This is a genomic window from Pseudodesulfovibrio sp. zrk46, from assembly GCF_012516435.1.
In the GTDB taxonomy this organism is placed as follows: Bacteria; Desulfobacterota; Desulfovibrionia; order Desulfovibrionales; family Desulfovibrionaceae; genus Pseudodesulfovibrio.
In genome coordinates this window covers 3,454,440-3,480,393 of sequence record NZ_CP051216.1, presented here as the reverse complement: position 1 = coordinate 3,480,393, position 25,954 = coordinate 3,454,440, and the positions used below count along the sequence as shown (strand labels likewise).

The following is a 25,954-nucleotide window of genomic DNA, read 5'->3' as shown; positions in this document are numbered from 1 at the left end:
CTGACTGGTCTCGCCCTTTTATTGTCTGAGCCTTTATCGTCCTTTTTAGATAGAACTTGAATTAAGACGAGTGTCGTACTAATGATTCTTTGATATTCAGGGGAATCGGCGATGTGGCAATTGTCCGATCTATATTGTTCAATGAGAAGTGCAGAGGGGATTGATTGATGTCGAAAAAGGATATGATACTGGTCGCAGCTCAGGAGTTGTTTGCCCGATATGGGTATGCAGGAACAACCATGAAGATGGTTGCTCAGCATGCTGAAGTGGCGTCAGGGCTAGTATTTCATTATTTCGACAGCAAAGAAAACTTGTTTATGGTGGCAGGAAGCGAACTGATCGATACAATGATCATTGTATTGCGTGATAAAATTGCACAGTCTACTAATGGGTGTGATGCCTTGGGTCTTTTCGTTAAGGCTTATTTAGATTTTACTATTGAGAATGAGAAGACTTTCCCTACTATTATCCGATGCTCACCATTTAGCGATGATAATCCTGATCTTGATCGTCAGAAGATAGGGGCAAAATTTAAGGAACTCATCGATATGGTCGAAGAGATTCTTGAACGTGGCATAAATGATGGTTCTATTGTTGAGCTACCGGTTACTCAGACTGCATTTATGGTCTATGCAAATATTGTTGGTGCAGTTCGAACTCGGTTTCTGACGCCATATGAAATTCCTGGTCTTTATGACGAGGCGTGTGATTTTATCATGCGTAGCGTCTGTACGCCTAAGGGCTTTACTCTTTAATTATTATATTTAAATTATGCCTGGATATAAAGGTCATTTGACCGGCGGTTTTTTCTTTGCCGTAATGGGACTTATTGGTTCGGTTATGCTTGGTTGGTTGGCTCTAAATCCACTAATCGCTTTGGGTTTAATAGGATTTTGCCTTCTTGGAGCAATGTTTCCTGATGTTGACACAGATTCTAAAGGGCAGAATCTATTCTATGTTGTTTTCGCAGCCGTTGATCTGGGGTTGATCTTTCAAAAACAATATATTTGGGCTGCTTGGCTTGGATTCTTTGCCATGTTGCCCGCAATTGGATCACATCGTGGTTGGACACATACATGGTGGGCCATGTTGCTGGTGCCTGTCCCAATTTTGGCAGTTCCAGCCGTTACAATGAGTGTAGAGTTTGCAAAGGATTTTGTTCCCTTTTATGTAGCATTTGCTACAGGTTATTTTTCGCATCTACTTCTTGATGGGGAGTTTGCTTGATCTTTTGAGCATTTGGTAAGAGCTAGGAGATCGGAAATTTCGTTCCTAGCAGACAGCTTCGAGGACATAATGAAAAAGCCTGACATCGTTATTTGTGTCAGGCTTTATTATGTTGTCGTTTATACAGTTAAATTCCGATACAGTGCCATGTATTTGTCGGCCATTGTCTTGTCTGTGAATCGTTGCACTGTGTTTGCACCTTTGCGAACAAGGGATTGGGCTAGTTTCCCATCGGTGGCAACACGCGCAAGGCAGTTTGCTAATTCGCTAGCATTGCGATTGCGGAAAACAAGACCGTCCTGTTCGTGAGTTACCAGTTCTAAATTGGAAGGAAGATCAGATGTGATCACAGGTGTTGCGGAGGCCCATCCTTCCTTGATCACGGCGTTTGAGCCTTCTCCATCTACTGAAGGTACGGCCAGAATGTCTATTTCTGGCAGAACTTCTCGACTGTCTTTATAGCCAAGAAATAAAATAGAGTCCGCTAAGCCTAGTTGGTCAGCCTTATCTTTGAGTTCTTGAAGAAGAGGGCCATCTCCAGCAATGAGACATTGCCAGTCAGGTAGTTCTGAGTGTTTCTTCAGTTCCCTAAGTGATTCGATGAGAACTTCAAAGCCTTTTTGTGTACTCAGGGCGCCAACTGCGCCAATAGTTAGTTTTTGATGTTCGTGTTTATCCGTAGAATAAAGATCTGCATTAATACCACTATGTACCGTGCTAGTCTTTGTTGTGGGCACGCCACATTTTTCCAGTACTTCTTGAATTTCTTGACTAACAGCTACCGTCGCATCACCCAGAAGATATTTGTTGCGGCTCCATCCGGGTTTGAGGGGATAGGAAACGCGGCGACTATGAACGAGCTTGAATTCGCCAAGACATTTTTTGGTTAGTGCTGCTAGGGAAGCTCCTTTTGCGTCGTTGGTATGCACGATTGCTGGCTGAAATGTAGCTACAATGCGCATGAAACGAAAGATCGTCAATGGATTGAAATCACTTGCAAATGGGAGTGTCGTATATGGTATTCCCTCCTCCTCCAAGTTGGAACGGAGAAGGGCTTTTCTTGGTATGACTACCAGTGGCTCAAAGCCTGGTGTTTGGGCAAGGCGGCGGGCCAGGTAGAATACCTGTCGTTGGCCTCCACGGATAATTTTACCTAAATCAAGAAGCAGTACTTTCAAGAGAGAGTCCTGTTATTTGAGAGCGTTGGCAGTTTCTTCTGCAATAACTTCGAGGCTCGGACAGACGATGAATCCTGCCTGTCGCATGGTTTCTAGTTTGTGTTCGATGCCGCCTCCTTTCTCTAATATAGCACCTGCATGTCCAAGGCGTTTGCCTGGAGGGGCTGTTCGGCCCGCGATAAACGATACAACAGGCTTATCGAAGCCGGTACGAACAACATATTCCGCCAAATCTTCTTCGGCTTGTCCGCCGATTTCTCCAAGCACTACAACTGCTTTAGTTTGATCGTGATTGCGGATCATTTCAAACATATCAACGAAGCTTGTTCCAATGAAAGGATCTCCACCAATTCCTACACTTAAGGACTGGCCGATGCCTGCATTTGTTAACCGGGCTGCGACTTCGTAGGTGAGAGTGCCACTGCGAGAGAGAACGGCCACGGGACCTGGGATAAACGGAATAGTAGGTAAAATACCGATCTTGGTCTGGCCAGGAACAATGATACCTGGTGTGTTGGGGCCGATTACCCGGGTAGGGGAGTCTTGAATCTGTTCGAAGGTTGTCAGCATATCGTGTTGAGTTATGCCTTCGGTAATGCAGATTACCCATGGAATATCATTAGATGCAGCCTCTAGCACAGCATCGGCAGCCATACGGGGCGGAACGAAAATGATGGATGCTTCGATATCATGGGTGCGTTTGGCTTCGGCTATGGAGTTGTAAACTGGGACCCCTAGTATCTCCTGGCCTCCTTTGAAAGGAGTGACACCTGCTACAATGTTTGCACCGTACTCCTTCATTAGGCGAGTGTGGAGTTGCCCTTCGCGGCCGGTAATACCTTGAACAAGAATAGGCGTATTTTTGTCGATGCTGAATTTAGCGTGAGATGTGTATCCATTTGACGCCGGGTAGGATTCTGCGGCCTTTGTTTTAGGTTCAGGGAAATCTAGAATTATTGCGTTTTCAGGTTTGAGGGTGTCGAGAATATCAATGGCTGATTTCATGTCTGCGGCGATATGGAGATTTTCCACCTCAAGACTTTTAAGGATTTCCAAACCAGACTCTGCGTCCTTACCAGACATACGTGCTACAATGGGCTTGGCAGGGGCTTTGCCGCCCAAAGCTCCTTTCATAGCGAGAGCTACTTTTTCACAGGAGAGGATTCCACCGAATAAATTAATGAAAATAGCTTTGACCTGATCATCTCCAAAAAGCAGTTCCAGAGCAGTTTGCATTCGTTCCTGGTCTGCCGCACCTCCAAGATCAAGGAAGTTGCTTGCAGGGAGTTTTGAGAAGTTGAGGAGGTCCATTGTTGCCATGGCGAGCCCTGCTCCATTTACCATGAGGCCTACCCAACCCGGGAGTTTGACAAAGGAAAGTCCTGCATCGCGCGCAATATTTTCCTCATGGGTGGCGTGCTCACGTTGATAGTACTCTTCCATGTCAGTATTGATATCGGCAAAATTGTCGTCAATTTCTACTTTGCCATCAAGAGCGATGAACTCTTTGTCACCAGTAACAACGAGCGGATTGATCTCTGCCATGAGCATGCCATTGGCCAGCATGCCATTGAAGAGATTTTTCAGAAGGGCAGCAAATCCGGCTAGGTACTCTTTTTCTAAGTCTAGATGGAAGAAGGCTGCACGAATTTGATTAGGAGCTAAGCCGCCAGGCAAACGTATTTCTTGAACAAGAAGGTTGTCAGTGCCAAGGTTTTCGATTTCAACACCGCCTTCACGTCCTACGGTGAGCAGAATACACTTGCGTTCACGGGATACAGTCAGGGAAAGGTAGAATTCGCGTTGGATGTCAGCGGCAGGTTCAACACGAATGAAAGGTACTGAGTGCCCTTTGATATCGAGGTTGAACAGTTTTTGCGCTGTGTTAGCAAATTGTGCTTTGTCGTCTACGCGTAGAATACCGCCAGCCTTGCCACGACCACCTGTCAGGACTTGGGATTTTAGAAACCAAGGCAGAGGGAACTTTGGTGAGAATTCGTTTTCCTGGCCTGGATAAACGGCTTCACCGGATGGGACCGGAATGCCCGCCTTGGCAAACAATACCTTACTTTTATGTTCGTTCAGCAGCATGGCTGTCCTTTTTGCAATTATTAAAATGTGTTATGTGGCGTATCTTGTGACGGTCATAACCGTCTAATATACCTCTCCACAATTGCGGTCAAAAAGATTAGGGGGTATATATATAATAATCCAGCGATAGGCTAGGAGTTCTAATGACTGATTTTAGAGATATTGCCGACCAGTTGCAGCAGGAAGTTGTCACAGATATGGCTGAGACCTATTTTGGGACTCGTAGGGAGCTTGATGATAAGATTAGGGGATTTGAGCTCATGGTGGACGAGTTCAGAGGTTTGGTCCCACGGTTGAGTCAGGCTGCTGCTAGGCTAAACCTACTGCTTCTTGATGCTCCTACAGCAAGAGACTTCTATATTGCTCTCGATATTGTGCCTTCATGCATTCCTGTGCCTTCAGAGTACGTAAGACCTTTTTTTGATAAGCTGCCTTGGGCCTTTACCGGCGGAGGGCGATATGCAAGGTGTGTATGCCGTGCTTACGACTTGTTACAAAAAGCTGCTGATGATTATTTAAATGGGCATTATTATCCGGATCCAGATGTTCCAGGTAGGAAGCGTTTAACAGTTCACTACTTACGCCTCAGAGCTCTAGCAGAACATATCAATGATGAGGTCGAGCGAGTGAACACCGAGCTGTCTCCTAGCAGTACGCTTCGCTACGTGAAGAGGATGGATACCGAACAAAGTGAACGTGAAGATGTCATCGGGCTGGCGTGCCTTACTGATGGGTGCGGATTAGATAATGATTTGAAGTTCGATGGAATCGATTTCAATGGATTGAATCTGCCAGTCGTTCAAGATTTGCCTAGGATCTCTTCTGTCAAAGAAGCTATTAAGGACTTTTGCAAGGAAATATACCCAGCACGCAAGCAAGATATTACAATTGCAATGAATGCTCTGCGAGAAGAGTAAGGGGCAAGTTATATGATCTTATTCGCCTGAAGTTCCGGGATTAGCTTTTCATGTAAATTGGATTTACAGATGTAGGTTTCTGCATGGCCTTTAAAAAAGGACTTACTGACGTTCTTTACATCGTCATGCGCGGTAAGCATGATAAGTTTGAAAGCGTTTCTTGGATCAATCTTGTTGTTGTTCTCAATACTTCTCATTCTTTCAATGGCCTCATGGCCATCCATTTGAGGCATTTCAATATCCATGAAGACAGCATAAAAGGGTGTTCCCTCCCTCATGTGATGTTCAAATTGCAACAGTGCATCGTCTCCTCTATTGGAGACGACACATTGCGCGTATTCAGATAATTTCTTGGCGACTAAAGCTGTAAATCGCTCATCGTCGTCGACAATTAGGAATTTTTTTAACATCTGTCTCTTTTCGTTAGGTTAGCCGTCATTGTTGAGCTGGTCGATTATCTTTTTCAGTGTCTCCGAGACTTCACTTTCAGAGACTTGGCAGGTTCCTACTGCTTCATGGCCTCCGCCGCCGAAAGAGAGCATGAGCTTACCAATATCAGTTTTACTTGTTCGGTTGGTAATAGATTTGCCAACAGTGAAAACGACATTTTGCTTTTTGAAACCCCAAATGACGCGGATGCTTACATTGCAATCAGGAAATAGAGAGTAAATCATGAATCGGTTGCCGCAGTAAATTGGATCTTGACCACGCAAATCTATCACAAGGGCATTGTCATAAACTGTTGTGTTGTCTTTAAGCATTTGGATGAATTTAGGTTCATCTTCTTTGTATTTATCAATGCGCTCTTTGACGTCTTCAATTTCCATGATTTCTTCGGCTGTGTGAATACGACAGTATTCAATCATGTCGAGCATTAGTTGATAATTGCTTATTCGGTAGTCGCGGTAGCGTCCTAGGCCTGTGCGGGGATCCATTATGTAACCTAAAAGAATCCATCCTGTTGGATTGACTATTTCTTCAGCGCTCAGATTGGCCGAATCAACTTTGTCAACCGCATCCATCATTTCTTGGAAGCTTGCTGGGAATTTGTCTGCACCATAATATTCATAAATGACACTGGCACAACTTGGCAGAGGCTTGCTCATGCCTTCGAATTCAATGTCTCCTAGCCGTTCCTGTTCGCTTGTGTGGTGGTCAAACCAGAGGCCACACCCTTCGACATAGGGGACATTTGCAAGAATATCTTTTTTAGTGACTTCAACTTTGCCGTCTTGGAGATCCTTAGGGTGGGCAAAGAGGTAGTCGTCAATTTCGCCAAGGTGTTTGAGCAATGTTGCGCAAACCAAGCCGTCGAAGTCGGAGCGGGTAACAAGCCTCATGGGATAATCTCCAGTCTATTCGAATAATTTGCTCAGTTCATCGAGGTCGATGAATATTCCTGATTCAATGCTTAATTCTTATACGTTCCATATTTTTTTGTCAAAACAGAGGCATTATTTTTTTGTCTGAACGGCCAACTTCTTTGCGCGCATAGCTCTGAGTATTTCACCTGATTTCGGACCAAGATTTCTATCTCGTGACTTAAGGTTGACTGTAAGAATAGTTTCAAGGTCAGTGTGAGCCCGTTTATGAAAAAAAATATTATTATCAGCGGCAACGAGGTCAAATGACTCATCAAGAATTCCTGCTAAATGAAGGTCGATGAGAAGGTCCACACGTGTGTCTGCGGGGAGTCTGTCGTAGTGTGATGCGGCCATATGCCACCGGGTAGCTTTGGCGCCTGCAATAGACAATGCATTGGACAATCTGATTCTACTGGCGAGTTCTTTTGCTACAGCCTCTCTATTTATGTCGTGTGTATGGAGAAAGGGAGTCTTGCTGTCACCATGTCTTTTTCCGATGCCGTGACATAGTCCCATCCAAACTGCTTTGGCGTTGCCGCTGAGTTTGTCCATTAGTTGAGCTGTATGCTCAACAATATTGTTTGAAAGAAAGTCCGTAGACTCTGTGGACGATTGAGAGATACAATTGAGTGCATCGAACCAAGGAGATAGGCATCCAGTTTGTGTGAGAAGTCGAATATAATTGCCTGGCTTTATTGTGTTAAGGGCTTTGATCGTTTCTTGGCCAATTCGATCTGCAGGTAAGATATCTAGATGGCCGTTTTGGGAAACGGAGTGCATTGTTTCCAGTAAACTCGCGTGAGGTGTGAAATCTGGAAACTTGGCCCAGAACCGAGCGGCTCGAAAAACACGCAGTGGGTCATCAATAAACGATTGCTTTGAGGCGGGACGGAGAACTTTGTTTTTTAAGTCCTCAAGTGAACGAGGGTGACAGATTAGGTCCCCTTGCGAGTTGAGTAGTAGTGCATTGACAGTTAGGTCTCTGGATTTTACTTCCTCGTCTAGTGAGTTTCCTCGAGGGAAAGAGAACTCCATTTTGTTGATCAAAAAAATCGGAAACGTTCGACCAACTTGCTGTGCATTAGGGAAGCGCTTAACGAATTCTTCACGTGATGTGTTGGTGACTAAATAGTCACGATCAGTAATTGAGTGCCCTAAGATAAGGTCGCGGACGGCTCCGCCAGCAAGATAGATATCCATTAAGTATTTACTATCAGAAGGTAAACCATGCTGCCACAAGGAATTTACTACTGGGAAAGCGGTGCTGAAGGAGTGGTGCCTGCGACCCGGAGAAGCCAAATTGTCGTGTCTAAATCATGGAGCAATGAGTTTGATCGTTTAGGTGTATGGCAACCTTATGAGCTTGAAGGTGTTGGTTCTTTTCAACGAAGTGTTGTTGAGTCGTCCTGTACGGTCGTAGTTGTTAACGAATGCACCAGTACAATGGAGGTGGCGCGTTATTTGGCTGAGAAGGGGGCGTTAGGGGCGTGGGGAGCTGTTATAGCCGTTAATCAGACCCATGGGCGAGGGCAGTTGCGGCGTCATTGGATATCGCCTGCGGGCAATCTTCATGTGTCCGTCGTGTTGCCGAATCAGCCAGAGGACGGACCGTGGCTTGAGCTATGGAGCCATCTGTTGCCGTTAGTGTGTGGCTATGTTTTTGCTGAAGCTTTTGCAGAATTAGGAACGCACATTGAGTTGAAATGGCCCAACGATTTTCTTCAGCAAGATAGGAAGGTTGGTGGGATGCTGCTTGAAGAAAAGGGGTCTCTCGTTATTCTCGGAATGGGCGTCAATCTTGAGGAGTCTCCGCCTGATGATAAAATGCGCGAAGATCGTTCTGTTCCTGCGGCCATTTTGAAAACAGACAAGGCTTCTGGTGGCCCTTTAGCCTTGTGGGAAATTCTTGTAAATCGTGGAGAATCCGTGTATGTAGGCTTGCTCGACGAGTTGGAACCAGAAGAGTTCCTATCAGCCATGACCAGCCGACTTGCTTGGCTGGGGCATCGCGTCCGAATCCATGAGAGGGAGAGTGACGTATACTACGCAGATATCGTAGGGGTTTCACCTCTAGGCGGACTCGTCATACGCCGTGAAGGGAAAGAGTCTGTCCTCTTTTCCGGTTCGATAGCGCCTTTGTGATCGTCGCATTTTTGTATGGCAGGCGGTGATTCAATAAGAAAGGTGCATGTTCCCATTTATGTCCAAGGAGTCAGTGAAATCCATGCAGCCGAAGTCCTTTGAAAAGGTACTTGAAGAGGTCAAGGGTAAGCGGATTCTGGTTGCCAACCGGGGTATCCCGGCTAGGCGTATTTGCCGATCCATTACCGAGATGTTCAACGCAAAGGCGATCATGACCGCCACCGACGTGGACAAAACCTCACCTGCTACCTCCGGTGCCAACGAGCTTTTGATGCTCGGTGCCGATCCCCGTGCGTATCTTGATCTGGACCGTGTTATTCGAGAAGCCAAAGCCAATGACATCGTGGCTATTCACCCCGGTTGGGGCTTCGGTTCCGAAGACGATACTTTCCCGGCCCGATGTGAAGAAGCGGGTATTATCTTTATTGGTCCTCCGCAGGGCCCTATGCGCACCCTCGGTAACAAAGTAGCTGTCCGTCAGCTTGCCATTGAGGAAGGTGTGCCGGTTGTCCCCGGTTCAGAAGGGGCTGTTTCAATTCCCGAAGCTCGTGAAATTGCCAAAGAAATTGGCCTTCCCATTATGCTTAAGGCAGAAGGTGGCGGCGGTGGGCGCGGTATTTACGAGGTTTACAAAGAAGAAGATCTGGAAAATGCTTTCTCTAAGGCTTCGGCCTTGGCCCAGGCTTCTTTCGGCAATCCGCGTCTTTACGTTGAAAAGTTACTGACCTCGGTTCGTCATATCGAAATTCAGGTCATTGCTGACAAGTACGGTAATGTGTTTTGCTTCGATGAGCGTGATTGTTCCGTTCAACGCAACCACCAAAAGCTGGTGGAAATTACGCCATCTCCTTGGCCGAAATATTCTGAAGCGCTTCGCGCTAAGCTTAAGGATTACTCCAAAAAGCTTATTAAAGCTTCCGGATATTACTCACTGGCCACTGTTGAGTTTTTGGTGGATGCCAAAGGTGAGCCTTATCTTATTGAAGTGAACACTCGTCTTCAGGTTGAGCACGGTATTACCGAATGCCGCTACGGCATTGACTTGGTGGAAGAGCAAATCGCCATTGCGTTTGGTGCAGAACTTCGTTTTAACGAAGAGAACACTAAGCCGTTTCAGTGGGCGTTTCAGTGTCGCATCAATTGTGAAGATCCGCAGAAGAACTTTGAGCCTAATTCTGCACGAATCACCCGTTATGTTTCGCCGGGTGGTCAAGGTATCCGTATCGACTCCTGTATTGGTGATGGCTACCGCTTTCCGTCCAACTATGATTCAGCAGCTTCGTTGCTGATTGCATATGGTAATTCCTGGTTGAAAGTTGTGGCTCTGATGAGCCGTGCGTTGCGCGAGTATATGATTGGCGGTCTGAAAACGACTATTCCTTTCCATCGTAAAATCATTGATCATCCGAAGTTTATTGAAGGTGATTATGATACGAACTTCGTACGTCATAATTATGCTGAGCTCATGGATTACTCAGATAGAGAGCCAGATTCTTTACGTATGACCCGTCTTGTGGCTGAAGTTTCTGCGCTCGGTTACAATAAATACGTTCAACTCGGTGAGTATCGTGGGCGTGAGGATAAGCGGGTCGGGCGTTTTGAATTAGCTGAACCTCCTGAAGTATCTTCTTGGTTTGAGCCGAGCATTACTCGTGGTATGGATCGCGATGCCATTCTTGATACCCTTCGTTCTGACCGTGAATCTGGTATGATCCATATGACGGATACAACCACACGCGATATCACACAGTCCAATTCAGGTAACCGTTTCCGTTTGGCCGAAGACCGCATCGTTGGGCCCTCTTTGGATAAATGCGGATTTTTCTCTTTGGAGAATGGCGGTGGCGCTCATTTCCATGTGGCTATGTTGGCGAACATGACTTATCCGTTTGCCGAAGCTGCTGAATGGAACAAGTTTGCTCCCAATACACTAAAGCAGATTCTCATTCGTTCTACAAATGTACTTGGTTACAAACCGCAGCCAAAGAATGTGATGCGGCTGACAGGTGAGATGATCAATGAGCATTACGATGTAATCCGTTGTTTTGACTTCCTGAACCACATCGAAAACATGCGTCCTTTTGCTGAAGTGGCGCTGAACTCCACGAAGAACATCTTCGAACCTGCCATTTCTTTGTCTTGGGCGAAGGGATTCGATGTGGAACGCTATATGGATGTTACTGCGGAAATCATTCGTATGTGCGCTGATGTAGCTGGTGTTTCGGAGAAGCAGGCTGAGCGCATGATCATTCTCGGCCTTAAAGATATGGCCGGAGTATGTCCTCCCAGATTCATGAAGGAACTGATTGGTTCTCTTACTTCGAAATATCCTGAACTGGTCATTCATTCCCATCGTCATTACACTGACGGTTTGTTTGTTCCGACCATGGGCGCCGCAGCAGAAGCCGGTGCGCACATTGTGGATGTGGCTGTGGGGGCTTCCGTTCGTTGGTACGGGCAGGGCGAAGTTCTTTCCACTGCCGCCTACATAGAGGATGAGATCGGTCTCAAGACTCATCTTGATAAGGATATGATCCGAGCTACTAATTTCCAGCTCAAGCAGATCATGCCGTATTATGACAAATACACCGCTCCTTACTTTCAGGGGATTGATCATGACGTGGTGCGCCATGGCATGCCGGGAGGTGCGACTTCTTCTTCTCAGGAAGGTGCGCTTAAGCAGGGCTACATCAAGCTTCTGCCCTATATGCTCAAATTCCTTGAAGGAACCCGTAAGATCGTTCGTTATCATGACGTGACCCCTGGTTCACAAATTACATGGAATACGGCCTTTCTAGGTGTAACCGGTGCGTACAAGCGTGGTGGCGAGCGTGAAGTTCGACGTTTGCTTAACATGCTTGATATCGTGAATCTTTGTAAGGAAGAGGATCTGACAGACCTTGAGCGTGAGGCTCGGTTGGATATCTATCGTGATTCCAATGATGCCTTCCGTAACCTTTTGCTTGGCAAGTTTGGCAAACTGCCTCTTGGGTTCCCCGAAGACTGGGTTTATCAGTCTGCTTTTGGCAAAGGTTGGGAAACCGCTATTGCAGAACGCACCGAGGAGTCTCCGCTCCAAACTCTTGTCGATGTGGATTTGGCGGCAGAGAAGGAAGCACTACAGAAACGTTTGCATCGTCAGCCCACCGATGAAGAATTCGTCATGTACCTCAACCATCCTGGTGATGCTATCACCACCATCGAATTCTGCGAACAATTTGGTAACATCAACAATTTGCCTGTTGATGTTTGGTTCGAAGGCCTGGAAAAGGGCGAGGTGTTGCACTTTCAGGGTAATTGTAAGAAGCCGCACGTCATGCGTATTCTTGACATTTCTGAACCTGATGAGAATGGCATGGTCGTTGTTCGCTACATCCTTGACTCAGAGGTACTTAGCCATCAGGTCAAGGTTGCTGAGCCGGAAGCTGGTTCGAAAGAATCCCTCGAAATGGCCGATCCAAACAATGAGTACCACGTAGGTTCTCCCAGCAATGGTGATCTTTGGGTTACTCATGTGCGTCCGGGCGACAAGGTTAAGGCTGGTGAGGAGCTGTTCAACATCTCCATCATGAAGCAGGAGAAGTCGGTTCTAGCGCCTGTTGACGGTACAGTTTGTCGAGTCCTCAAGGCAGGCAACTACACCGAAGACAAGAAGATGATTCCTGTCGTCGAAGGCGAACTCATTGTTGAGCTTGGTCCTGCAGGCGGAATTTGTCCTACTTGTAAGTTGGAAGTTCCTGTCCAGGATGTCAATTTCTGCCCCAACTGCGGCCAGAAAATGTAAAAAATAATGCTGTTAGGCAAATTGGTTTAATATAGATATTACGCTTAAATCAACTAGCTGGAAATAGTAACTAAAGGCTGATGTGCTGTAAATGCATGTCAGCCTTTCTTTTTTTTTCATTTTTAAAGTGCTTGTTTTGGATTAATTAAGAAGTGATGGATGAAATATATTGGTATATTTGTTCACTGGTTGGACCAATTGTTTCATTGACGAACAGTTAAATTTACCTGTAATCGAGGTTTTGATGGTTAGTCGGGATTGATTCTTATGAATCGTATTACCTTATATAACTTCGTGGGCCACGGTAGAATTTGGATTAAAACGTCACAATATGCCGCACGAATCATCCAGGAGGAGAGAGATGGCCAAGACCCAGACCAAAACCGCAGAACAGGTCGAGCCCAAGGCCGAAACTGGTAAAGCCAAAAAGGCGGGGGCGAAAGTAGAGCGTCTTAAACAGAAGATGATTCTAGACGGTGCTGATATCAAGGGTATCGGCGAAGAAGCTGAACTGCTTGTCGGCGGCAAGAACTATAATACTGCCATCATCAGCCAGGTCTCTGGCATCCGCGCCCCGGAATTTAGGGCAATTTCCTCTCACGCATTTCATCAAATCCTGGACGAAACCAAGGTGAATGCTGCCGTGGTTCGTGCTACAGTAGACAAAGAGTATAAAAGGGTCGACTGGAATTCTGACGAGGTCAATCAGGATTCAGAATACTTACAGCATTTTGTTCGTGAAGTTGGTAAGCGTGTTGCTGAGGAGTCTGCAAAGAAATCGGGTACGCTTATCAAGCTTCGTACTTTCATCAATAATGTTGTTGATGGTTTTGCTACTTCTCCTGAGGGTATTGACCAGCTCCGTATGCGCTCCGTACTTGTGCAGTCTGCCATCCTTTCCGTGACAGTTCCTGAAAATATCGCCAAGGAAGTCAAAGGTGCTTACCTCTCCATCTGCAAGGAAGCAGGAATGGACGACGTTCCTGTCGCAGTTCGTTCCTCCGCAGCTGGTGAAGATAGTCGTAAAAAGGCTTTTGCAGGTCTCCAAGATACTTACCTTAATATAGTTGGCGCTGACACTTGTTTGGAAGCTTATCATTGGGATTGTGCTTCCGCATACAACCTGCGCTCTATGACTTATCGTCGTGAGGCCATTCTTGACGCCATTACTAGGGCTGAGGAAACCGGTGATGATTCCATTGCCGAGATTGCTAAGAAAGAGTGGGCCATCGAGCATACTTCCCTGTCAGTTTGCCTCATGCGTATGATCAATCCGGTTATCTCCGGAACCGCTTTCAGTGCCGATACCGCCACCGGTTGTCGTGGTACCGATCGTAATGATCTCGTTTCCATTGATGCCAGCTATGGTCTGGGCGAAGCTGTTGTCGGTGGTATGGTTACTCCTGATAAATTTTATGTTTTCCAGCGCGATAGCGGAAGCGAAGTTGTCATCCGCTACATGGGCTGCAAAGAGAAGAAGATCGTATACAAGGAAGATGGCAGCGGCACTCATGTGGTTAAGGTGCCGGAAAACGAAGTCAATCGTTGGGCTCTGTCTATTGCTCAGGCAGAGACCGTTGCTCAGGGGGTTCGTGCCATTTCTAAGGCCTACGAAGGCATGATCATGGACACTGAGTTCTGCATCGATAAGACTGATCGTCTTTGGTTTGTGCAGGCTCGTCCCGAAACCCGTTGGAACGAAGATTTCGAGCAGCATCCTGATACCATTTTTATGCGTCGTCTCGAAGTGGACAAAGATGCATTGGATTCCGCTGAAGTTATTCTGGAAGGTAATGGCGCATCTCGTGGTGCAGGGCAGGGAACGGTTAAATATCTCCGTTCAGCTCTGGAGCTGAACAAAATTGATAAGGGTGATATCCTTGCGGCCGAGCGTACTGATCCGGATATGGTTCCCGGTATGCGTATCGCATCTGCTATCCTCGCAGACGTGGGCGGAGACACTAGCCACGCGGCCATCACCTCTCGCGAACTTGGTATTCCTGCAATTATTGGTATCCAGCGCCTTGAGGCTCTTCGCTCTCTGGAAGGTCAACAGGTCACTGTTGATGGCTCTCGCGGCAAAGTTTATCGCGGGGAGCTGCCTCTGGTGGAAGTAGGCGGCGAAATCAATGTTGCCGAACTGCCGGCTACCAAGACAAAGGTTGGTTTGATCCTTGCTGATGTTGGTCAGGCTCTGTTCCTGTCTCGGTTGCGTAATGTGCCAGATTTCGAGGTTGGCCTTCTGCGTGCTGAGTTTATGCTTGGTAACATCGGTGTTCACCCCATGGCACTGGAAGCTTACGACAAAGACACTTTGAATGATCTGGTGGATCAGAAGCTTCAGGAAATGGACACCCGTTTGACTAAGGTCATGAAGCAGCAGCTTGATGATGGCCTGATTCGTATGCCGCTTAAGCTTCGCGAGTATGTTGGACTCATCACCGGTCTTTCCAAAGAAATGGATTCTCTGGCAGAGCAAGAAGGCTCCCGCAGCACTGATGAAGTGCTGGCCATGCATCGCAAGCTGCGTGAAATGGACCACAAACTTGACGAACACATTAATCACGCTACGGAGCGTTTAGATGTGCTCAAGACTTCCATAGATCTTGATGCTCATGTGGCCGTCATTCTTGGCTTCCATGATATGCTTGAGCCTATGCCCCAACCTCGTACCGAGACTTGGAAGATTCGTCAGCAGCACGAAAAGATTGTGGCCGGTTATATTGAGCGTCTTAAGGAAGAGCCTGAGGTTGTAGAATACATTGATCAGGTTACCGCGCTTCGTGAAGAAGTCGCTTTGAAGATGGGACTTAAGTCTGAGATGGACGAGGTAGCAACCTTGCCCGATCGTATTCGTGGTATTCTTGAAGCCCGTGGTTATACCACTGGTAAAGAAAATTATATCCAAACTCTGTCTCAGGGCTTGGCCCTATTCGCAATGGCTTTCTATGGTAGTAATATCGTTTACCGTACCACTGATTTCAAGTCGAATGAGTATCGCAATCTGTTGGGCGGATCCTTGTTCGAAGCCCATGAAGATAATCCTATGATTGGTTATCGCGGTGTCTCTCGTAATATTCACGACTGGGAACTCGAAGCGTTCAAGCTGGCCCGTGGTATCTATGGTGGAAAGAATCTGTCCATTATGTTCCCGTTTGTCCGTACTTTGGAAGAAGCTCGTTCAATGAAGCGTTACCTTAAGCAGGTTCACAATCTTGAATCTGGTCGCGATGAACTTAAAGTTATTCTTATGGCCGAGATTCCGAGTAATGCCGTACTCTGCAAAGAGTTTCTTAAGGAAGTCGATGGATTCTCTATCGGCTCAAACGACATGACCCAGATGGTACTGGCTACCGATCGAGACAACGCTAGCCTTCAGCATATCTATGATGAAGAAGATCCTGCCGTTGTTTGGGCTATACTGTCTGCGATTTTTGCCGGACAGAAAGTTGGTAAGAAGGTTGGCTTCTGTGGCCAGGGTGTCAGTAACTCTGTTATTTTGCGTGGCTTGGTGGCTATCGCGGGCATTGTTTCCGCTTCGGTCGTACCTGATACCTACCATCAGACCAAGATTGATATGGCGGCAGTAGAAGCCGAGAATATCAAAACTCGTGATTTGGGCGAGTGGTTGAAGAAGCAGCACATGGTTAAGCTCTGTGCTTTGTTGGAAGAGAATAGCTATGGTCACATTCTCAAGAAATATAAGTCTCCTGAGGACTTCATGGAATGGTACGAAGGAGAGTTGGATCGATTCAGTGAACAGCTCCGTGAGCACATGGAGACTCCTAAGGAAGAATTCTATCGTCAGGAGATGGAGCAGTTCCGTGCCATGTTCCACAAACCGGTCATTTACGCTAGTTGGGACTGGCATTACACGGTGGAAGACGCCATGCGGCATGCCGGTTTCGAGTCTTTTGACGAGCAGGAATCTGCTTTAGAAGCTCAACGCAAGAAGCAATGGTAGGCTTTCAGAATAATAAGCAAGAGCCCCGTCCTTGGACGGGGCTCTTTTATTTTGATTCCATCAATTTTAAAAGACCTTGGCTAGTTCGAGAGCTTTATTGATAGCCGTTGTCTTTGCCTTATCGCGCCCTCTAGGGCCACCTGCAAGTGTGGGTTGTACGGCAACACTTTTCACATCTTTTATGCCAATAAAACTAAGATAATGGTTCATGTAGGATGCTTGGAAATTATAAGGCGAATCATCACTGTAGTCTCCACCTCTTGAGTAAGCAATAAAAGCCTTTGCATTTATCAATCCTTTGTATCCATCGGGCCCCACGGAAAATGTGTAGGTCGGTTGGGCTACTACGTCCATGAAATGCTTGAGGCGGTAGGGAAGTGAGAAGTTCCACATTGGGATTGCAAAAACATATTTGTCTGCTGTTTTGAAATCTTCAATAATTTTTTCAACCTCGCTCCATAGGCCTCTTTCTTCATCTGTGAAGTCGCGTCCATGCATTATGTTATACTTTCCAGTGAGCATCTTTTCGTCAAGTATTGGCAATTTCATGTCGAATACGTTTCGGATGATAACTTTCGTTTCTGGATGGATATTTGTGTAAGATTTGATGAAAGCATTCGCTAGCGCAATGGAGTGAGAGCGGCTTCCTCTTGGGGAAGCTTGAATGAACATTAACGTGCTCATATAAGACTCCTTTTTATACGACCTTGTCGGTGATTGTTCCAGTTCCCTCTAAAAGAGTCGAACTGATCGCTTGGGCCACGTCAATATCGGTTCCTGTCGAACCTAAGTCTGTGCCATTTCCAAAGAATTCCGTGGTACGTGATGCTACTTCTGCACCAGCTACGGCGTTTTCCTGGGAGTCAGCCCCTTCTTGGTTGATACCGGACATAATTGTACTGCTGGCAATATCTACAGAATTCTCAAAGGATGCCGCTTGATTCTCTGATGCCATTGACGACATGGTCATAGCAGAAATGCTGAAGTCGGACATGATTTCCTCCTAGTATTCAAGGCCTTCCATTTTCAATATGCAACAGCAGTAGGGGCTTGGCAAGTGTATTGGGCCGTAGAACGGGCTTTAGCCCCCCCGGCATTGTCAGCTCGGGGGGGCTTGAAAGCCTGCATACTGAAGTTCGTGGCTAGGAAACCTTATCTATGAAACCGCGTTCTAGACTCTTCAGTGACTGTGAAAGCTTAACAAGCTCATCGCCTGGGATCTTTCGAATAGTCTTTCCTTCGGCGTCGACAATTTCGACTTGAATGGTGTCGTCTTCTTCAAGGATATTGAACTTTAATTGGATATCCTTAGCTTCCAACTGTTCTTCTGCATCCTTGATAAAGGAGTTCATCTCTTCTCGTGAAAATTCACGAGGATTTTGGTTTTCCTTGTTCAGCGCATTCTGCTTTTGGACAGCGTCAGGAGCCGCCCTGACGCTACCGTCGCGGCTGTATGGTCTTTCCACCGACTGCGCTGGATGCACGTTCTCCGAACGTGCGACCTGCTTCACTTCATTGGTAATTTCGGGGATATTCATGGGCTCCCTCCCTGGTGTTGCACGAATCATCCCAACCGGACTTGCCTCTTACGCTTATTTTATCGGCAACTTCGAGTTCAACTTTAGGCTCTAAAATAAAAACTTTGATTATTCCGACTTGTTCTAATCAAAATTTCAAACTAATTGACTGTATTACCATTTTTTAATAAGATTTCTGTCGTTTAAAATGTAATGAAATTCTAGAGGGTTCTGCTATTTAAGCCTTCGAAGTATTATATCGCGAGGGTTATCCTAGGAAAGTTGAGGGACAATGCCCTTTTTTTTGAAGCACCATTTTGATCCTACTTTAGATCTGAATCATCTTAAGCCTGAATTACAAGATGACGGTAGTGTCGACCACTATGAGTTGAATTATGTTCAAAATGTGGAGGCCGGCAGCGTTATTGCAGAATGGGTTGAATTTAACGGTGCAGATGGCGTTGAAGTCGATTCTCGCTTTGTCCATGAAGAAAAACGCTTTCCTGCAGGACGTGGTACAGGGATTAAGCGAAAACAGCCTAATAAGTTATATGCAGCTGTCAATGGCTGTGTCAGATATGAAAACGATAAGATCATTGTTGAAGAGGACATCGTCGTTCCTAAAGATATTGATTTTCATACAGGCAATATTGATTTTATTGGCAATGTTACGGTTGGCGGAGCAGTTAGAACTGGTTTTTCTCTCAGTGGACGAGATGTCACTGTTAATGGTCAAATAGAAGGTGCTCATATTGAAGCATTGCGAAATTTGAATTGCCGCGGTGGAATCAAGGGAGGCAAAGAGGCTTATCTTGAAGCTGGCAAGACTATTAAGACTGCTTTTTGCGAATTTGGTACACTTAAGGCTGGAGAAGATGTTCTCGTTAAAGGGGCTTTAATGCATACTGATGTGTATGCAGGTAAGCGTCTTGCGGTAGGAGGACGTTTGACCGGTGGCAACTATTATTGTCATGACTATATTTATGTTGGCGAGCAATTGGGCGGAGGGCTTGGGACCGATACCTTAATTGTCCTTGGTTATAATCCTACCCTGTTATTCGCTGATGAAGAGTATAATATTCGTATCAAGAGATTACATGCTGATATCTCCCTATATAAAAAGGCGATTGATCGAAACGAAGATGATGCTACCGAAATAAAAGAAAAACTTGCGTCTGCTGAAAAGGAAATAGAGCTAGTCAAGCTCTTAAAACAGAAGTTGTGGGATGGCATAGAGGCTACTGAGGTTCTTGATGAGTGCAAAGTGTTGGTTACGGGAGTAGTTAAGCCAGGAGTGGAAATTGCCATCGGATCCGCATACTTAAAAGTTGATGACTTTTTGGAAGATGTTTATTTTTATTATGATAATGGTGAAGTAAAAATTGGCGCTGCCGCTAAAAAAATGAAAAGATAGCTTATGGATATTGCAACCCTTATCGGTCTTGCCGGCTCGTTCGGTCTTGTTTTAACTACCATATTTATGGGTGGTAACGCTGCTGGGTTTCTCGATATACCCTCCGTTGTCGTTGTCATTGGTGGCACCTTTGCTGTTACTTTTGTAATGTTTCCTATGAACGTTGTTATTGGAACTATTAAAGTTGGTTTAAAGACTTTGCTGTTCAAATCCAATGATCCACAGGAAATAATACGTTTGATTACGTCGTTGGCTGACACTGCACGAAAGGAGAGCCTTGTCGCTTTAGAAAAAGTCGCGATTGATGATCCCTTTCTAAAAAAAGGTGTGATGTTGGTTGTTGACGGGTCAAGTGAGGCTTTAGTTCGTTCTGTCATGGAAATTGAATTGGAATTCATGAAGCAACGTCATCGTCAAGGTCAGGCCGTTTTCAAAGGGATGGGAGCGATGGCCCCTGCATTTGGAATGATCGGTACCTTGATTGGTTTGGTGAACATGCTTTCCAACCTTTCCGATCCATCATCAATCGGTCCGGCTATGGCTGTTGCTCTTCTCACAACTTTTTATGGGGCGGTTATGGCAAACTGTGTGTTTTTGCCTATGGCTACTAAATTGGAAGAGCGGTCTGCAGAAGATGCCTTGTTTATGCAGATTATGGTGGAAGGTGTTTCATCTCTTCAGAGAGGCGACCATCCTTCTGTCGTCAAAGAAAAGCTTCAGGCTTTCTTGGCTCCAGCAATGCGTGAAGAGTCCGCATAGTATTAATCAAGTGAGTCAGGTTTATGGCTGAACAAGCCGAAGAGCAAATACAGCGTAAGCCGCCTGAAGAACCTCCAGGCGATGAAGGGTTGCCGGGGTGGATGGCGACATTCGCCGACATGGTGACTCTTTTATTGTGTTTCTTTGTACTCTTGCTTTCTTTTGCTGAACAAAGTGAAGAGAAGTATCGTGACGCTCTAGGGTCGATTAAGGGAGCATTCGGGGTTAAAGAGCTTCGCGCTGTTTCAGATGATATGGCTCTTTTTAATACCAGTTCCACTGCCAAAGATCTCACAGCAAAGATTTCACATGATGAGCGTCTTCTGTTGGGGGTCATCATGCGCATCAAATCTCTTCTGGAAGATGAAGATGTGGAGTTGAAGGAAGGCACTGGTGTTACAGCAGATCGCGATGGGGTTATTTTTAGTGCCAATTCAGCATCAATGTTTAAGCCTGGGTCTGCAGAGTTGTCTAATAGTGCTGATAGAATATTAGACAATGTCATTAGAGTCTTGAAAGATTACAAGTTGCACCTTGTTGTTCGAGGACATACGGATGACCGACCAATATCAACTAAAAAATTTCCATCCAATTGGGAGTTGTCTGCAGCAAGGGCAGCTGTCGCGTTAGACTATATCGTAAATAAAGGAAATATTGAGATAAGCCGAGCAAAGGCTGTTGGGTATGCAGATACGCGACCCGCTGCCCCCAATGATACTCCGGAAAATAGAGCTAAAAATCAGCGGGTTGAATTTTATCTTCATATGCCACAGCGAGATGCGTGGTAGCAGGTATTCTTAATGGCGGAAGACGTAGTAGAAGAGCAGCAATCGGGTGCTAAGTCCGATCCTCCTAAGCCTGAAGCAGGTATTCCGGCATGGATGGCGACGTTTGCTGATATGGTAACGTTGCTTTTGTGTTTTTTTGTACTTTTGCTCTCCTTCACCAATCAGGACGTTACGAACTTTAAAATGATGATGGGGTCTATACAAGAAGCTATGGGTGTGCAAATGGAGGACAAATCTGCCTTGGCTACCCCATATGCTGAATCTAGTTTTAAAGAGCGTAGAAGTGTTCGTGAGAATAGAGAGATTGTTGAATTGGGGGCTCGATTGAAGAAATTTATTCGGGCCAAAGATTTGTCTGCAATGGCTCGTGTCAGCAGTGACAAGTCCGGAGTAATGCTTCGTTTCGATAGCAATGCTATGTTTGCGAAAGGATCTGCACAGTTGACGCCTCAATCTAAGGATGCTCTCAATGTCGTTATTGAAGGAATGGCTAACAAGAGTTTTAACTTGGTTATTCGTGGACATACTGATGGAGAGAGGGCAGAGAGCCAGCTTTATTCTTCTAACTGGGAGCTTTCTGCCGCTAGAGCTGCCTCATGTCTACGTTATATTCTTTCCAATTCAACAATACCAGCCAATAGAATGAAGGCTGTCGGCTACGCGAGTGCAAAACCAATTCTTCCCAGTACAACTGAAGCAAATAAACGAGCTAACAGAAGGGTTGAATTCTTCTACCTTCCAGTGGGCAGATCTAAGTGGTAAGTTAAATGAAGAATAAAGGTCTCTGACAGTTAGTGTTGTCAGGGACCTTTTTTATAGTAAGTATGTCGCCCTTTGCGAGCGTCATGTTGAAGAACGCTTAATCCATGATTCGTTTTAATGCGGATGTCAGTTGTTCAAATGACACAGGCTTTGAAATATAGTCGTTCATTCCCACCTCAAGGAAGTTCTTTCGATCTTCTGGCATTGCATGAGCAGTTAAAGCAACAATGGGGAGTTTTGAGACATTAATCATGTCATTTGATGTTCTTATGTATTTAGTTGCTTCAATTCCATCCATAATTGGCATTTGGATGTCCATGAAAACGCAATCAAATTTTTCTTCTTTAAGAATGTCGACCGCTTTTTGGCCATCATTAACACATGTCGCTGCATGTCCCATTTTTTGAAGCATTCTACTAATGGCGATCTGATTCACGCGATCATCTTCGACAACAAGAATATCGAGCGGCCTCAGTTGGGGTTCGAATACATCTATTTCAGGCTTTTCAGACATTTGTTCGCGAGTTGGAAGTCCTAGCTGTAAGGACACATAAATTGTCGTGCCTTTTCCTGTATCACTATCAACAGTGATGGAGCCATTCATATATTCTACCAAGCTTCGCACGATACCTAATCCTAATCCCGTGCCTTGGTAGCGACGTGTGTATGTTCCGTCAACCTGAGTAAATGATTCGAATACATAGTTTATTTTTTCTGCAGGTATACCTATGCCAGTGTCAGAAATCGTGAACAATATATTAATACTACCAGTTTTTTTCTGAATTGGGAGTGTCTGGGCATGCACATGTATTGTTCCTTCATCCGTGAACTTTACTGAGTTGCCAGCTAGATTGAATAATATTTGTCGGATTCGTACTTCGTCACCAATGAGGAAGGGAGGGAGTCCTGGTTCGACGTCCATACTGAGTTCAATGTTTTTTGATTCAGTGGAGTGTTTAAAAAAACGGAAAATAGTTTCCATTACTTCATGTGGAGAGAAGAGTTGTTCATGCAATGCAAGCTTGCCGGCTTCGATTTGTGCTATGTTAAGGATATCGTTAATAACATTGAGTAGCACTTTGCTCGAGCTAATTGCAGTTTCAATGTAGTCTGCTTGTTCAACGTTGAGTTTGGTGTCACGGGTCAGTTGCAGCATTCCTAGAATGCCATTGAGCGGGGTCCTTAATTCGTGACTCATGTTTGTGAGAAATTCTGTTTTAGCTTGGCTCGCTGTTTCCGCATCTTGTTTTGCTTTCATTAAAGCTGTTGAAATGGCCTTTCTTTCTGTAATGTCCTCAGCAACACCGACCATGCGAACGCGAACCCCTTCGTCGTCATATACTGGAAAGGCTTGCGCACGAATCCAACGAATTTTGCCATCAGGCATTATGATTCGAAATTCTTGATCAACAATCATGCCTTCATTTCTCAATGAGTTGAATGCATCAAGAACTGGAAGTCGATCGTCTTTGTCAATTGCAAGGAAAAATGATTCTGGATTTTCATATAATGATTCACGTGTGCGTCCCCAGATCATTTCGTATGAGGGGCTAACATATATAACTCTATTATCTGCAACGTCGTTAATCCAGTACGCCTCATGTATGTTTTCAACGAGTTGTCTGAAACGTTCTTCACTTTCTTTGATCTCTTGTTCTCGAATGTTGACCTGTTTAACCATGTCGTCAAATTCTTGTTCAATGATGGCAAGCTCGGAAAAGACTTCGTCATGTAAATCAGGGCGACTATAGTCTCCTTTTGCTGTCATTTCGATTGACTCGGTAAAGTGTGCAAGTGGTCTAACTATACTTTCGCGAAGCCTATGCTGCAGAAAATGGGCAAACATGAAGAAGAGAAGTAAAATTACACTCAGTAGTATAAGGAGAGGAGATATGATGGGGAGAAAAACTTCTCTGACGGGTTTCGATATAAGCAACAGCCAATCTGTTTGAGCCACCTTTGCTATTGTTCCAAAATGATAAATTCCTTCCTCTTTATAGAAGTTAGTATAGAGAGAGTCGTCTGTAAATTCTGTGAAAATGTCTAAGTTGCCAATATTCTCTTGAGTTATAACCCGATGGAAATCGGGATGAGATATGAGGTTGCCATAAGAATCTGTCAGGATGAGGATCCCTTCTCCTTTGGGGAGCAGGTTTTCAAGGTGGGTTTGCAATTTGCTTAAGCTAAGCTCGCCAATGATTATACTTCCATTGGGTAAACGAATTCCAAGATAGACAACGAGATTTTGAGTTGCAGGGGAGATTATAGGATCAGAGACAATGCTTGCTTGGTTTGAGACTTTGTCTATAAAGCGTTCCATGGACACCAACTCGTTGCCTTGGGGAGAGGTGGCTAGTATTTTGCCGTTGGCATCCAAATATATAAGGCGTTCAAAGTGAGGGTAGGCTTGAAGAAAATTGCTTAAAACCCAGTGAAACCAAAATGGGTCATATCTTGTGATGCTTGTCGAAAGTGATGTTAATGCTATTTTGGAGTCGTGAAGGTGAGCTGAGATGTGTTTACCAAGAGATTGAGTTAATACGGCATTTTTTGTCTCAAAACTCTGACTTTTTTCGTAAATTGTATAGGCTCCAAGCAACAAAATGAGGCAGATGCTTGGAATGAGCATCAGGTTAGTGAGGTTGCGCTGAACCAATTGTCTCAGTGAAATAGCTGCCATGAACTTATCGCTTTTCGTGTTTTCAAACCATCTGTTATTTCTATCGCATTTCGACTGTTCTAAACTGTCCTTCCTGCACAGTTACAATAAAAACGTTCCTTTCGACGTCACCAAACTCATTGAGCTTAAACGGACTAATTACCCCGTTGATTATATTACTTGGGGCCATTGCATCCGCGAGTCCTTCGGAGGAGCCATTTGTCTTTTCGAGAGCATTAGCAAGTGCCTGTACGGCTTCATAGCTAAAAGCAGAGGCAAAATTGGGATTGCGTCCAAAGCGATTTCTGTATGCCTCTCGAAATTTAATGAATTCTGGGTTTGGGTTGTCTGCAGCAAAATCTATGACAAATATAATACCTTCAGCGTATTGTCCTCCCCAATCCAATAAATTATCGGTGTAAGCCCAGGCTCCTGACAGAATGCGTGTTTTTAAGCCTGCGTCACGAATTCGTTGCACTATAGAAACAACATCCTGAGCGGGACAGGTAAGTAGTACCGCATCGGGATTCGTTTCAATGAGCATATCTGTGATTGTATCCCAATTGGGTGCATTGCTAGAAGAGTAGGTCGTTATTCCAGAAATAGTACCACCAACCTCTTTGAAGCGTTGAATAAAGCCATCTCGGAATGTAAAAGAATAGCTCTTGTTGTCGGCTTCTGCAACTGACACCACCGTTGCTATGTCTAGTGCAGATCTAGCATAATCTGCCAATTCCTTACTCTGGAGAGTGTTTTCTACCATAGTACGGAAAAAGGAGTCGGCTTTTCTTGAGAGGGCTGGGGTGGAGGTAGTGGGAGATATCATGACGATTCCTGTCTCATTGACAATCGGCATAACTGCCATAGTCTGTGAGCTCGTCATGTGTCCGACTATTGCAACAACACCTGTTTCAATTAATTTGGTGTCTGCATTCAGGGCCCCGTTTGGGGTATTTAGATCGTCCTCTGATAATAGTTTTAAAGGCCGACCATTAATGCCCCCATTTAAGTTAATTGTTTCGACGGCGAGTATCGCGCCATTGCGTGCATAAACTCCAAGGTCGGACATCTTGCCAGTAAGCTGTCCAGAAAAACCAATGAGTATCGGAGTAGAGTCCCCGCATGAACATAGAGTGACTATTATTGAAAGGAGGACAAATTTCCATTGATGCCAGGAAAATCTTAGTTTTGATGGTGGCACTCCGTTCACTCCTATTTTCGATTGGTCAAAACAACACAATTTATTATTGCTAGCTTATGTAGAGCGTTAGGGCAATTATAACAAATACCAGAGTTTGTTCTTTTAGACTTGGTGCAAATAAACTTGGAGGTCAGCAGGAACGTTTATGCGGAAACAGTATCCGTGTGACTGCTTAACGAGGTCGGTG

At 45.3% G+C, this 25,954-nt stretch carries 20 protein-coding genes; 10 read left to right on the top strand and 10 right to left on the bottom strand.

Annotated features, from left to right (window positions below):
• Nucleotides 1-167: 167 nt before the first annotated feature.
• Both HFN16_RS15745 and HFN16_RS15740 read left to right on the top strand, forming a co-directional pair.
• On the top strand, nucleotides 168-755 hold the full coding sequence (locus HFN16_RS15745; RefSeq protein WP_168891664.1) for a TetR/AcrR family transcriptional regulator: 588 nt from the start codon (nucleotides 168-170) through the stop codon (nucleotides 753-755).
• 16 nt (nucleotides 756-771) lie between these two features.
• On the top strand, nucleotides 772-1,227 hold the full coding sequence (locus HFN16_RS15740) for a metal-dependent hydrolase (protein ID WP_168891663.1): 456 nt from the start codon (nucleotides 772-774) through the stop codon (nucleotides 1,225-1,227).
• A 119-nt stretch (nucleotides 1,228-1,346) separates the two neighbouring features.
• On the opposite strand, the gene HFN16_RS15735 is transcribed toward HFN16_RS15740, so the two are convergent.
• Together HFN16_RS15735 and sucD are read right to left on the bottom strand one after the other, a co-directional pair.
• Nucleotides 1,347-2,405, bottom strand: coding sequence for a glycosyltransferase family 4 protein (locus tag HFN16_RS15735; protein WP_168891662.1), 1,059 nt, complete (start codon nucleotides 2,403-2,405; stop codon nucleotides 1,347-1,349).
• A 12-nt stretch (nucleotides 2,406-2,417) separates the two neighbouring features.
• Nucleotides 2,418-4,496, bottom strand: a complete 2,079-nt coding sequence (gene sucD, locus HFN16_RS15730) for a succinate--CoA ligase subunit alpha (protein WP_168891661.1) — start codon at nucleotides 4,494-4,496, stop codon at nucleotides 2,418-2,420.
• A gap of 143 nt (nucleotides 4,497-4,639) precedes the next feature.
• Here sucD and HFN16_RS15725 point away from each other — a divergent pair, with 143 nt between their 5' ends.
• Nucleotides 4,640-5,413, top strand: coding sequence for a hypothetical protein (locus HFN16_RS15725; RefSeq protein WP_168891660.1), 774 nt, complete (start codon nucleotides 4,640-4,642; stop codon nucleotides 5,411-5,413).
• Between the two features lie 8 nt (nucleotides 5,414-5,421).
• Here the strand turns inward: HFN16_RS15725 and HFN16_RS15720 are convergent, their stop codons facing one another.
• The 3 genes from HFN16_RS15720 to HFN16_RS15710 form a co-directional block, all read right to left on the bottom strand.
• On the bottom strand, nucleotides 5,422-5,823 hold the full coding sequence (locus tag HFN16_RS15720) for a response regulator (RefSeq protein ID WP_168891659.1): 402 nt from the start codon (nucleotides 5,821-5,823) through the stop codon (nucleotides 5,422-5,424).
• An 18-nt stretch (nucleotides 5,824-5,841) separates the two neighbouring features.
• Nucleotides 5,842-6,753 carry an exopolyphosphatase gene (locus tag HFN16_RS15715; RefSeq protein ID WP_168891658.1) on the bottom strand — a complete coding sequence of 304 codons (912 nt, stop codon included), beginning with the start codon at nucleotides 6,751-6,753 and terminating at the stop codon, nucleotides 5,842-5,844.
• A gap of 114 nt (nucleotides 6,754-6,867) precedes the next feature.
• Nucleotides 6,868-7,977 carry a tRNA nucleotidyltransferase gene (locus HFN16_RS15710; protein WP_168891657.1) on the bottom strand — a complete coding sequence of 370 codons (1,110 nt, stop codon included), beginning with the start codon at nucleotides 7,975-7,977 and terminating at the stop codon, nucleotides 6,868-6,870.
• 27 nt (nucleotides 7,978-8,004) lie between these two features.
• On the opposite strand from HFN16_RS15710, the gene HFN16_RS15705 reads away from it, so the two are divergent.
• The 3 genes from HFN16_RS15705 to HFN16_RS15695 all read left to right on the top strand — a co-directional run bounded on the left by HFN16_RS15705 (nucleotide 8,005) and on the right by HFN16_RS15695 (nucleotide 16,667).
• Nucleotides 8,005-8,919, top strand: a complete 915-nt coding sequence (locus HFN16_RS15705) for a biotin--[acetyl-CoA-carboxylase] ligase (protein WP_168891656.1) — start codon at nucleotides 8,005-8,007, stop codon at nucleotides 8,917-8,919.
• Between the two features lie 82 nt (nucleotides 8,920-9,001).
• Nucleotides 9,002-12,703: a pyruvate carboxylase gene (locus HFN16_RS15700; RefSeq protein ID WP_168892391.1), complete on the top strand. Its 3,702-nt coding sequence runs from the start codon at nucleotides 9,002-9,004 to the stop codon at nucleotides 12,701-12,703.
• A gap of 361 nt (nucleotides 12,704-13,064) precedes the next feature.
• Nucleotides 13,065-16,667: a PEP/pyruvate-binding domain-containing protein gene (locus tag HFN16_RS15695; protein WP_168891655.1), complete on the top strand. Its 3,603-nt coding sequence runs from the start codon at nucleotides 13,065-13,067 to the stop codon at nucleotides 16,665-16,667.
• Nucleotides 16,668-16,733: 66 nt separating this feature from the next.
• Here the strand turns inward: HFN16_RS15695 and HFN16_RS15690 are convergent, their stop codons facing one another.
• The 3 genes from HFN16_RS15690 to HFN16_RS15680 all read right to left on the bottom strand — a co-directional run bounded on the left by HFN16_RS15690 (nucleotide 16,734) and on the right by HFN16_RS15680 (nucleotide 18,205).
• A complete protein-coding gene (locus tag HFN16_RS15690; protein ID WP_168891654.1) occupies nucleotides 16,734-17,351 on the bottom strand; it encodes an NAD(P)H-dependent oxidoreductase in 618 nt (205 codons plus the stop codon).
• Between the two features lie 13 nt (nucleotides 17,352-17,364).
• Nucleotides 17,365-17,661 (bottom strand): hypothetical protein, encoded by a 297-nt coding sequence (locus HFN16_RS15685; RefSeq protein ID WP_168891653.1) that lies wholly within the window; start codon nucleotides 17,659-17,661, stop codon nucleotides 17,365-17,367.
• Nucleotides 17,662-17,809: 148 nt separating this feature from the next.
• The gene (locus tag HFN16_RS15680) at nucleotides 17,810-18,205 is read right to left on the bottom strand and encodes a flagellar protein FlaG (protein ID WP_168891652.1); all 396 of its coding nucleotides are present in this window, start codon (nucleotides 18,203-18,205) and stop codon (nucleotides 17,810-17,812) included.
• A 271-nt stretch (nucleotides 18,206-18,476) separates the two neighbouring features.
• On the opposite strand from HFN16_RS15680, the gene HFN16_RS15675 reads away from it, so the two are divergent.
• The 4 genes from HFN16_RS15675 to HFN16_RS15660 are packed head-to-tail and all read left to right on the top strand — an operon-like array spanning nucleotide 18,477 to nucleotide 21,907.
• On the top strand, nucleotides 18,477-19,598 hold the full coding sequence (locus HFN16_RS15675) for a FapA family protein (RefSeq protein ID WP_168891651.1): 1,122 nt from the start codon (nucleotides 18,477-18,479) through the stop codon (nucleotides 19,596-19,598).
• A 3-nt stretch (nucleotides 19,599-19,601) separates the two neighbouring features.
• Nucleotides 19,602-20,357 (top strand): MotA/TolQ/ExbB proton channel family protein, encoded by a 756-nt coding sequence (locus HFN16_RS15670; RefSeq protein ID WP_168891650.1) that lies wholly within the window; start codon nucleotides 19,602-19,604, stop codon nucleotides 20,355-20,357.
• 23 nt (nucleotides 20,358-20,380) lie between these two features.
• A complete protein-coding gene (locus HFN16_RS15665; protein WP_168891649.1) occupies nucleotides 20,381-21,145 on the top strand; it encodes a flagellar motor protein MotB in 765 nt (254 codons plus the stop codon).
• 12 nt (nucleotides 21,146-21,157) lie between these two features.
• Nucleotides 21,158-21,907, top strand: a complete 750-nt coding sequence (locus tag HFN16_RS15660; RefSeq protein ID WP_168891648.1) for an OmpA family protein — start codon at nucleotides 21,158-21,160, stop codon at nucleotides 21,905-21,907.
• A 97-nt stretch (nucleotides 21,908-22,004) separates the two neighbouring features.
• Here the strand turns inward: HFN16_RS15660 and HFN16_RS15655 are convergent, their stop codons facing one another.
• Nucleotides 22,005-24,587: a response regulator gene (locus tag HFN16_RS15655; protein WP_168891647.1), complete on the bottom strand. Its 2,583-nt coding sequence runs from the start codon at nucleotides 24,585-24,587 to the stop codon at nucleotides 22,005-22,007.
• A gap of 40 nt (nucleotides 24,588-24,627) precedes the next feature.
• Nucleotides 24,628-25,635 (bottom strand): ABC transporter substrate-binding protein, encoded by a 1,008-nt coding sequence (locus HFN16_RS15650; protein ID WP_168891646.1) that lies wholly within the window; start codon nucleotides 25,633-25,635, stop codon nucleotides 24,628-24,630.
• Nucleotides 25,636-25,954 lie beyond the last annotated feature (319 nt).

Excerpts from the sequence above, each read along its gene's own strand:
- HFN16_RS15745 (WP_168891664.1), top strand. The coding sequence starts at position 168 with ATGTCGAAAAAGGATATGATACTGGTCGCAGCTCAGGAGTTGTTTGCC.
- HFN16_RS15740 (WP_168891663.1), top strand. The coding sequence starts at position 772 with ATGCCTGGATATAAAGGTCATTTGACCGGCGGTTTTTTCTTTGCCGTA.
- sucD (WP_168891661.1), bottom strand. The coding sequence starts at position 4,496 with ATGCTGCTGAACGAACATAAAAGTAAGGTATTGTTTGCCAAGGCGGGC.
- HFN16_RS15725 (WP_168891660.1), top strand. The coding sequence starts at position 4,640 with ATGACTGATTTTAGAGATATTGCCGACCAGTTGCAGCAGGAAGTTGTC.
- HFN16_RS15720 (WP_168891659.1), bottom strand. The coding sequence starts at position 5,823 with ATGTTAAAAAAATTCCTAATTGTCGACGACGATGAGCGATTTACAGCT.
- HFN16_RS15715 (WP_168891658.1), bottom strand. The coding sequence starts at position 6,753 with ATGAGGCTTGTTACCCGCTCCGACTTCGACGGCTTGGTTTGCGCAACA.
- HFN16_RS15710 (WP_168891657.1), bottom strand. The coding sequence starts at position 7,977 with ATGGATATCTATCTTGCTGGCGGAGCCGTCCGCGACCTTATCTTAGGG.
- HFN16_RS15705 (WP_168891656.1), top strand. The coding sequence starts at position 8,005 with ATGCTGCCACAAGGAATTTACTACTGGGAAAGCGGTGCTGAAGGAGTG.
- HFN16_RS15700 (WP_168892391.1), top strand. The coding sequence starts at position 9,002 with ATGCAGCCGAAGTCCTTTGAAAAGGTACTTGAAGAGGTCAAGGGTAAG.
- HFN16_RS15695 (WP_168891655.1), top strand. The coding sequence starts at position 13,065 with ATGGCCAAGACCCAGACCAAAACCGCAGAACAGGTCGAGCCCAAGGCC.
- HFN16_RS15690 (WP_168891654.1), bottom strand. The coding sequence starts at position 17,351 with ATGAGCACGTTAATGTTCATTCAAGCTTCCCCAAGAGGAAGCCGCTCT.
- HFN16_RS15685 (WP_168891653.1), bottom strand. The coding sequence starts at position 17,661 with ATGTCCGACTTCAGCATTTCTGCTATGACCATGTCGTCAATGGCATCA.
- HFN16_RS15680 (WP_168891652.1), bottom strand. The coding sequence starts at position 18,205 with ATGAATATCCCCGAAATTACCAATGAAGTGAAGCAGGTCGCACGTTCG.
- HFN16_RS15675 (WP_168891651.1), top strand. The coding sequence starts at position 18,477 with ATGCCCTTTTTTTTGAAGCACCATTTTGATCCTACTTTAGATCTGAAT.
- HFN16_RS15670 (WP_168891650.1), top strand. The coding sequence starts at position 19,602 with ATGGATATTGCAACCCTTATCGGTCTTGCCGGCTCGTTCGGTCTTGTT.
- HFN16_RS15665 (WP_168891649.1), top strand. The coding sequence starts at position 20,381 with ATGGCTGAACAAGCCGAAGAGCAAATACAGCGTAAGCCGCCTGAAGAA.
- HFN16_RS15660 (WP_168891648.1), top strand. The coding sequence starts at position 21,158 with ATGGCGGAAGACGTAGTAGAAGAGCAGCAATCGGGTGCTAAGTCCGAT.
- HFN16_RS15655 (WP_168891647.1), bottom strand. The coding sequence starts at position 24,587 with ATGGCAGCTATTTCACTGAGACAATTGGTTCAGCGCAACCTCACTAAC.
- HFN16_RS15650 (WP_168891646.1), bottom strand. The coding sequence starts at position 25,635 with ATGTCCGACCTTGGAGTTTATGCACGCAATGGCGCGATACTCGCCGTC.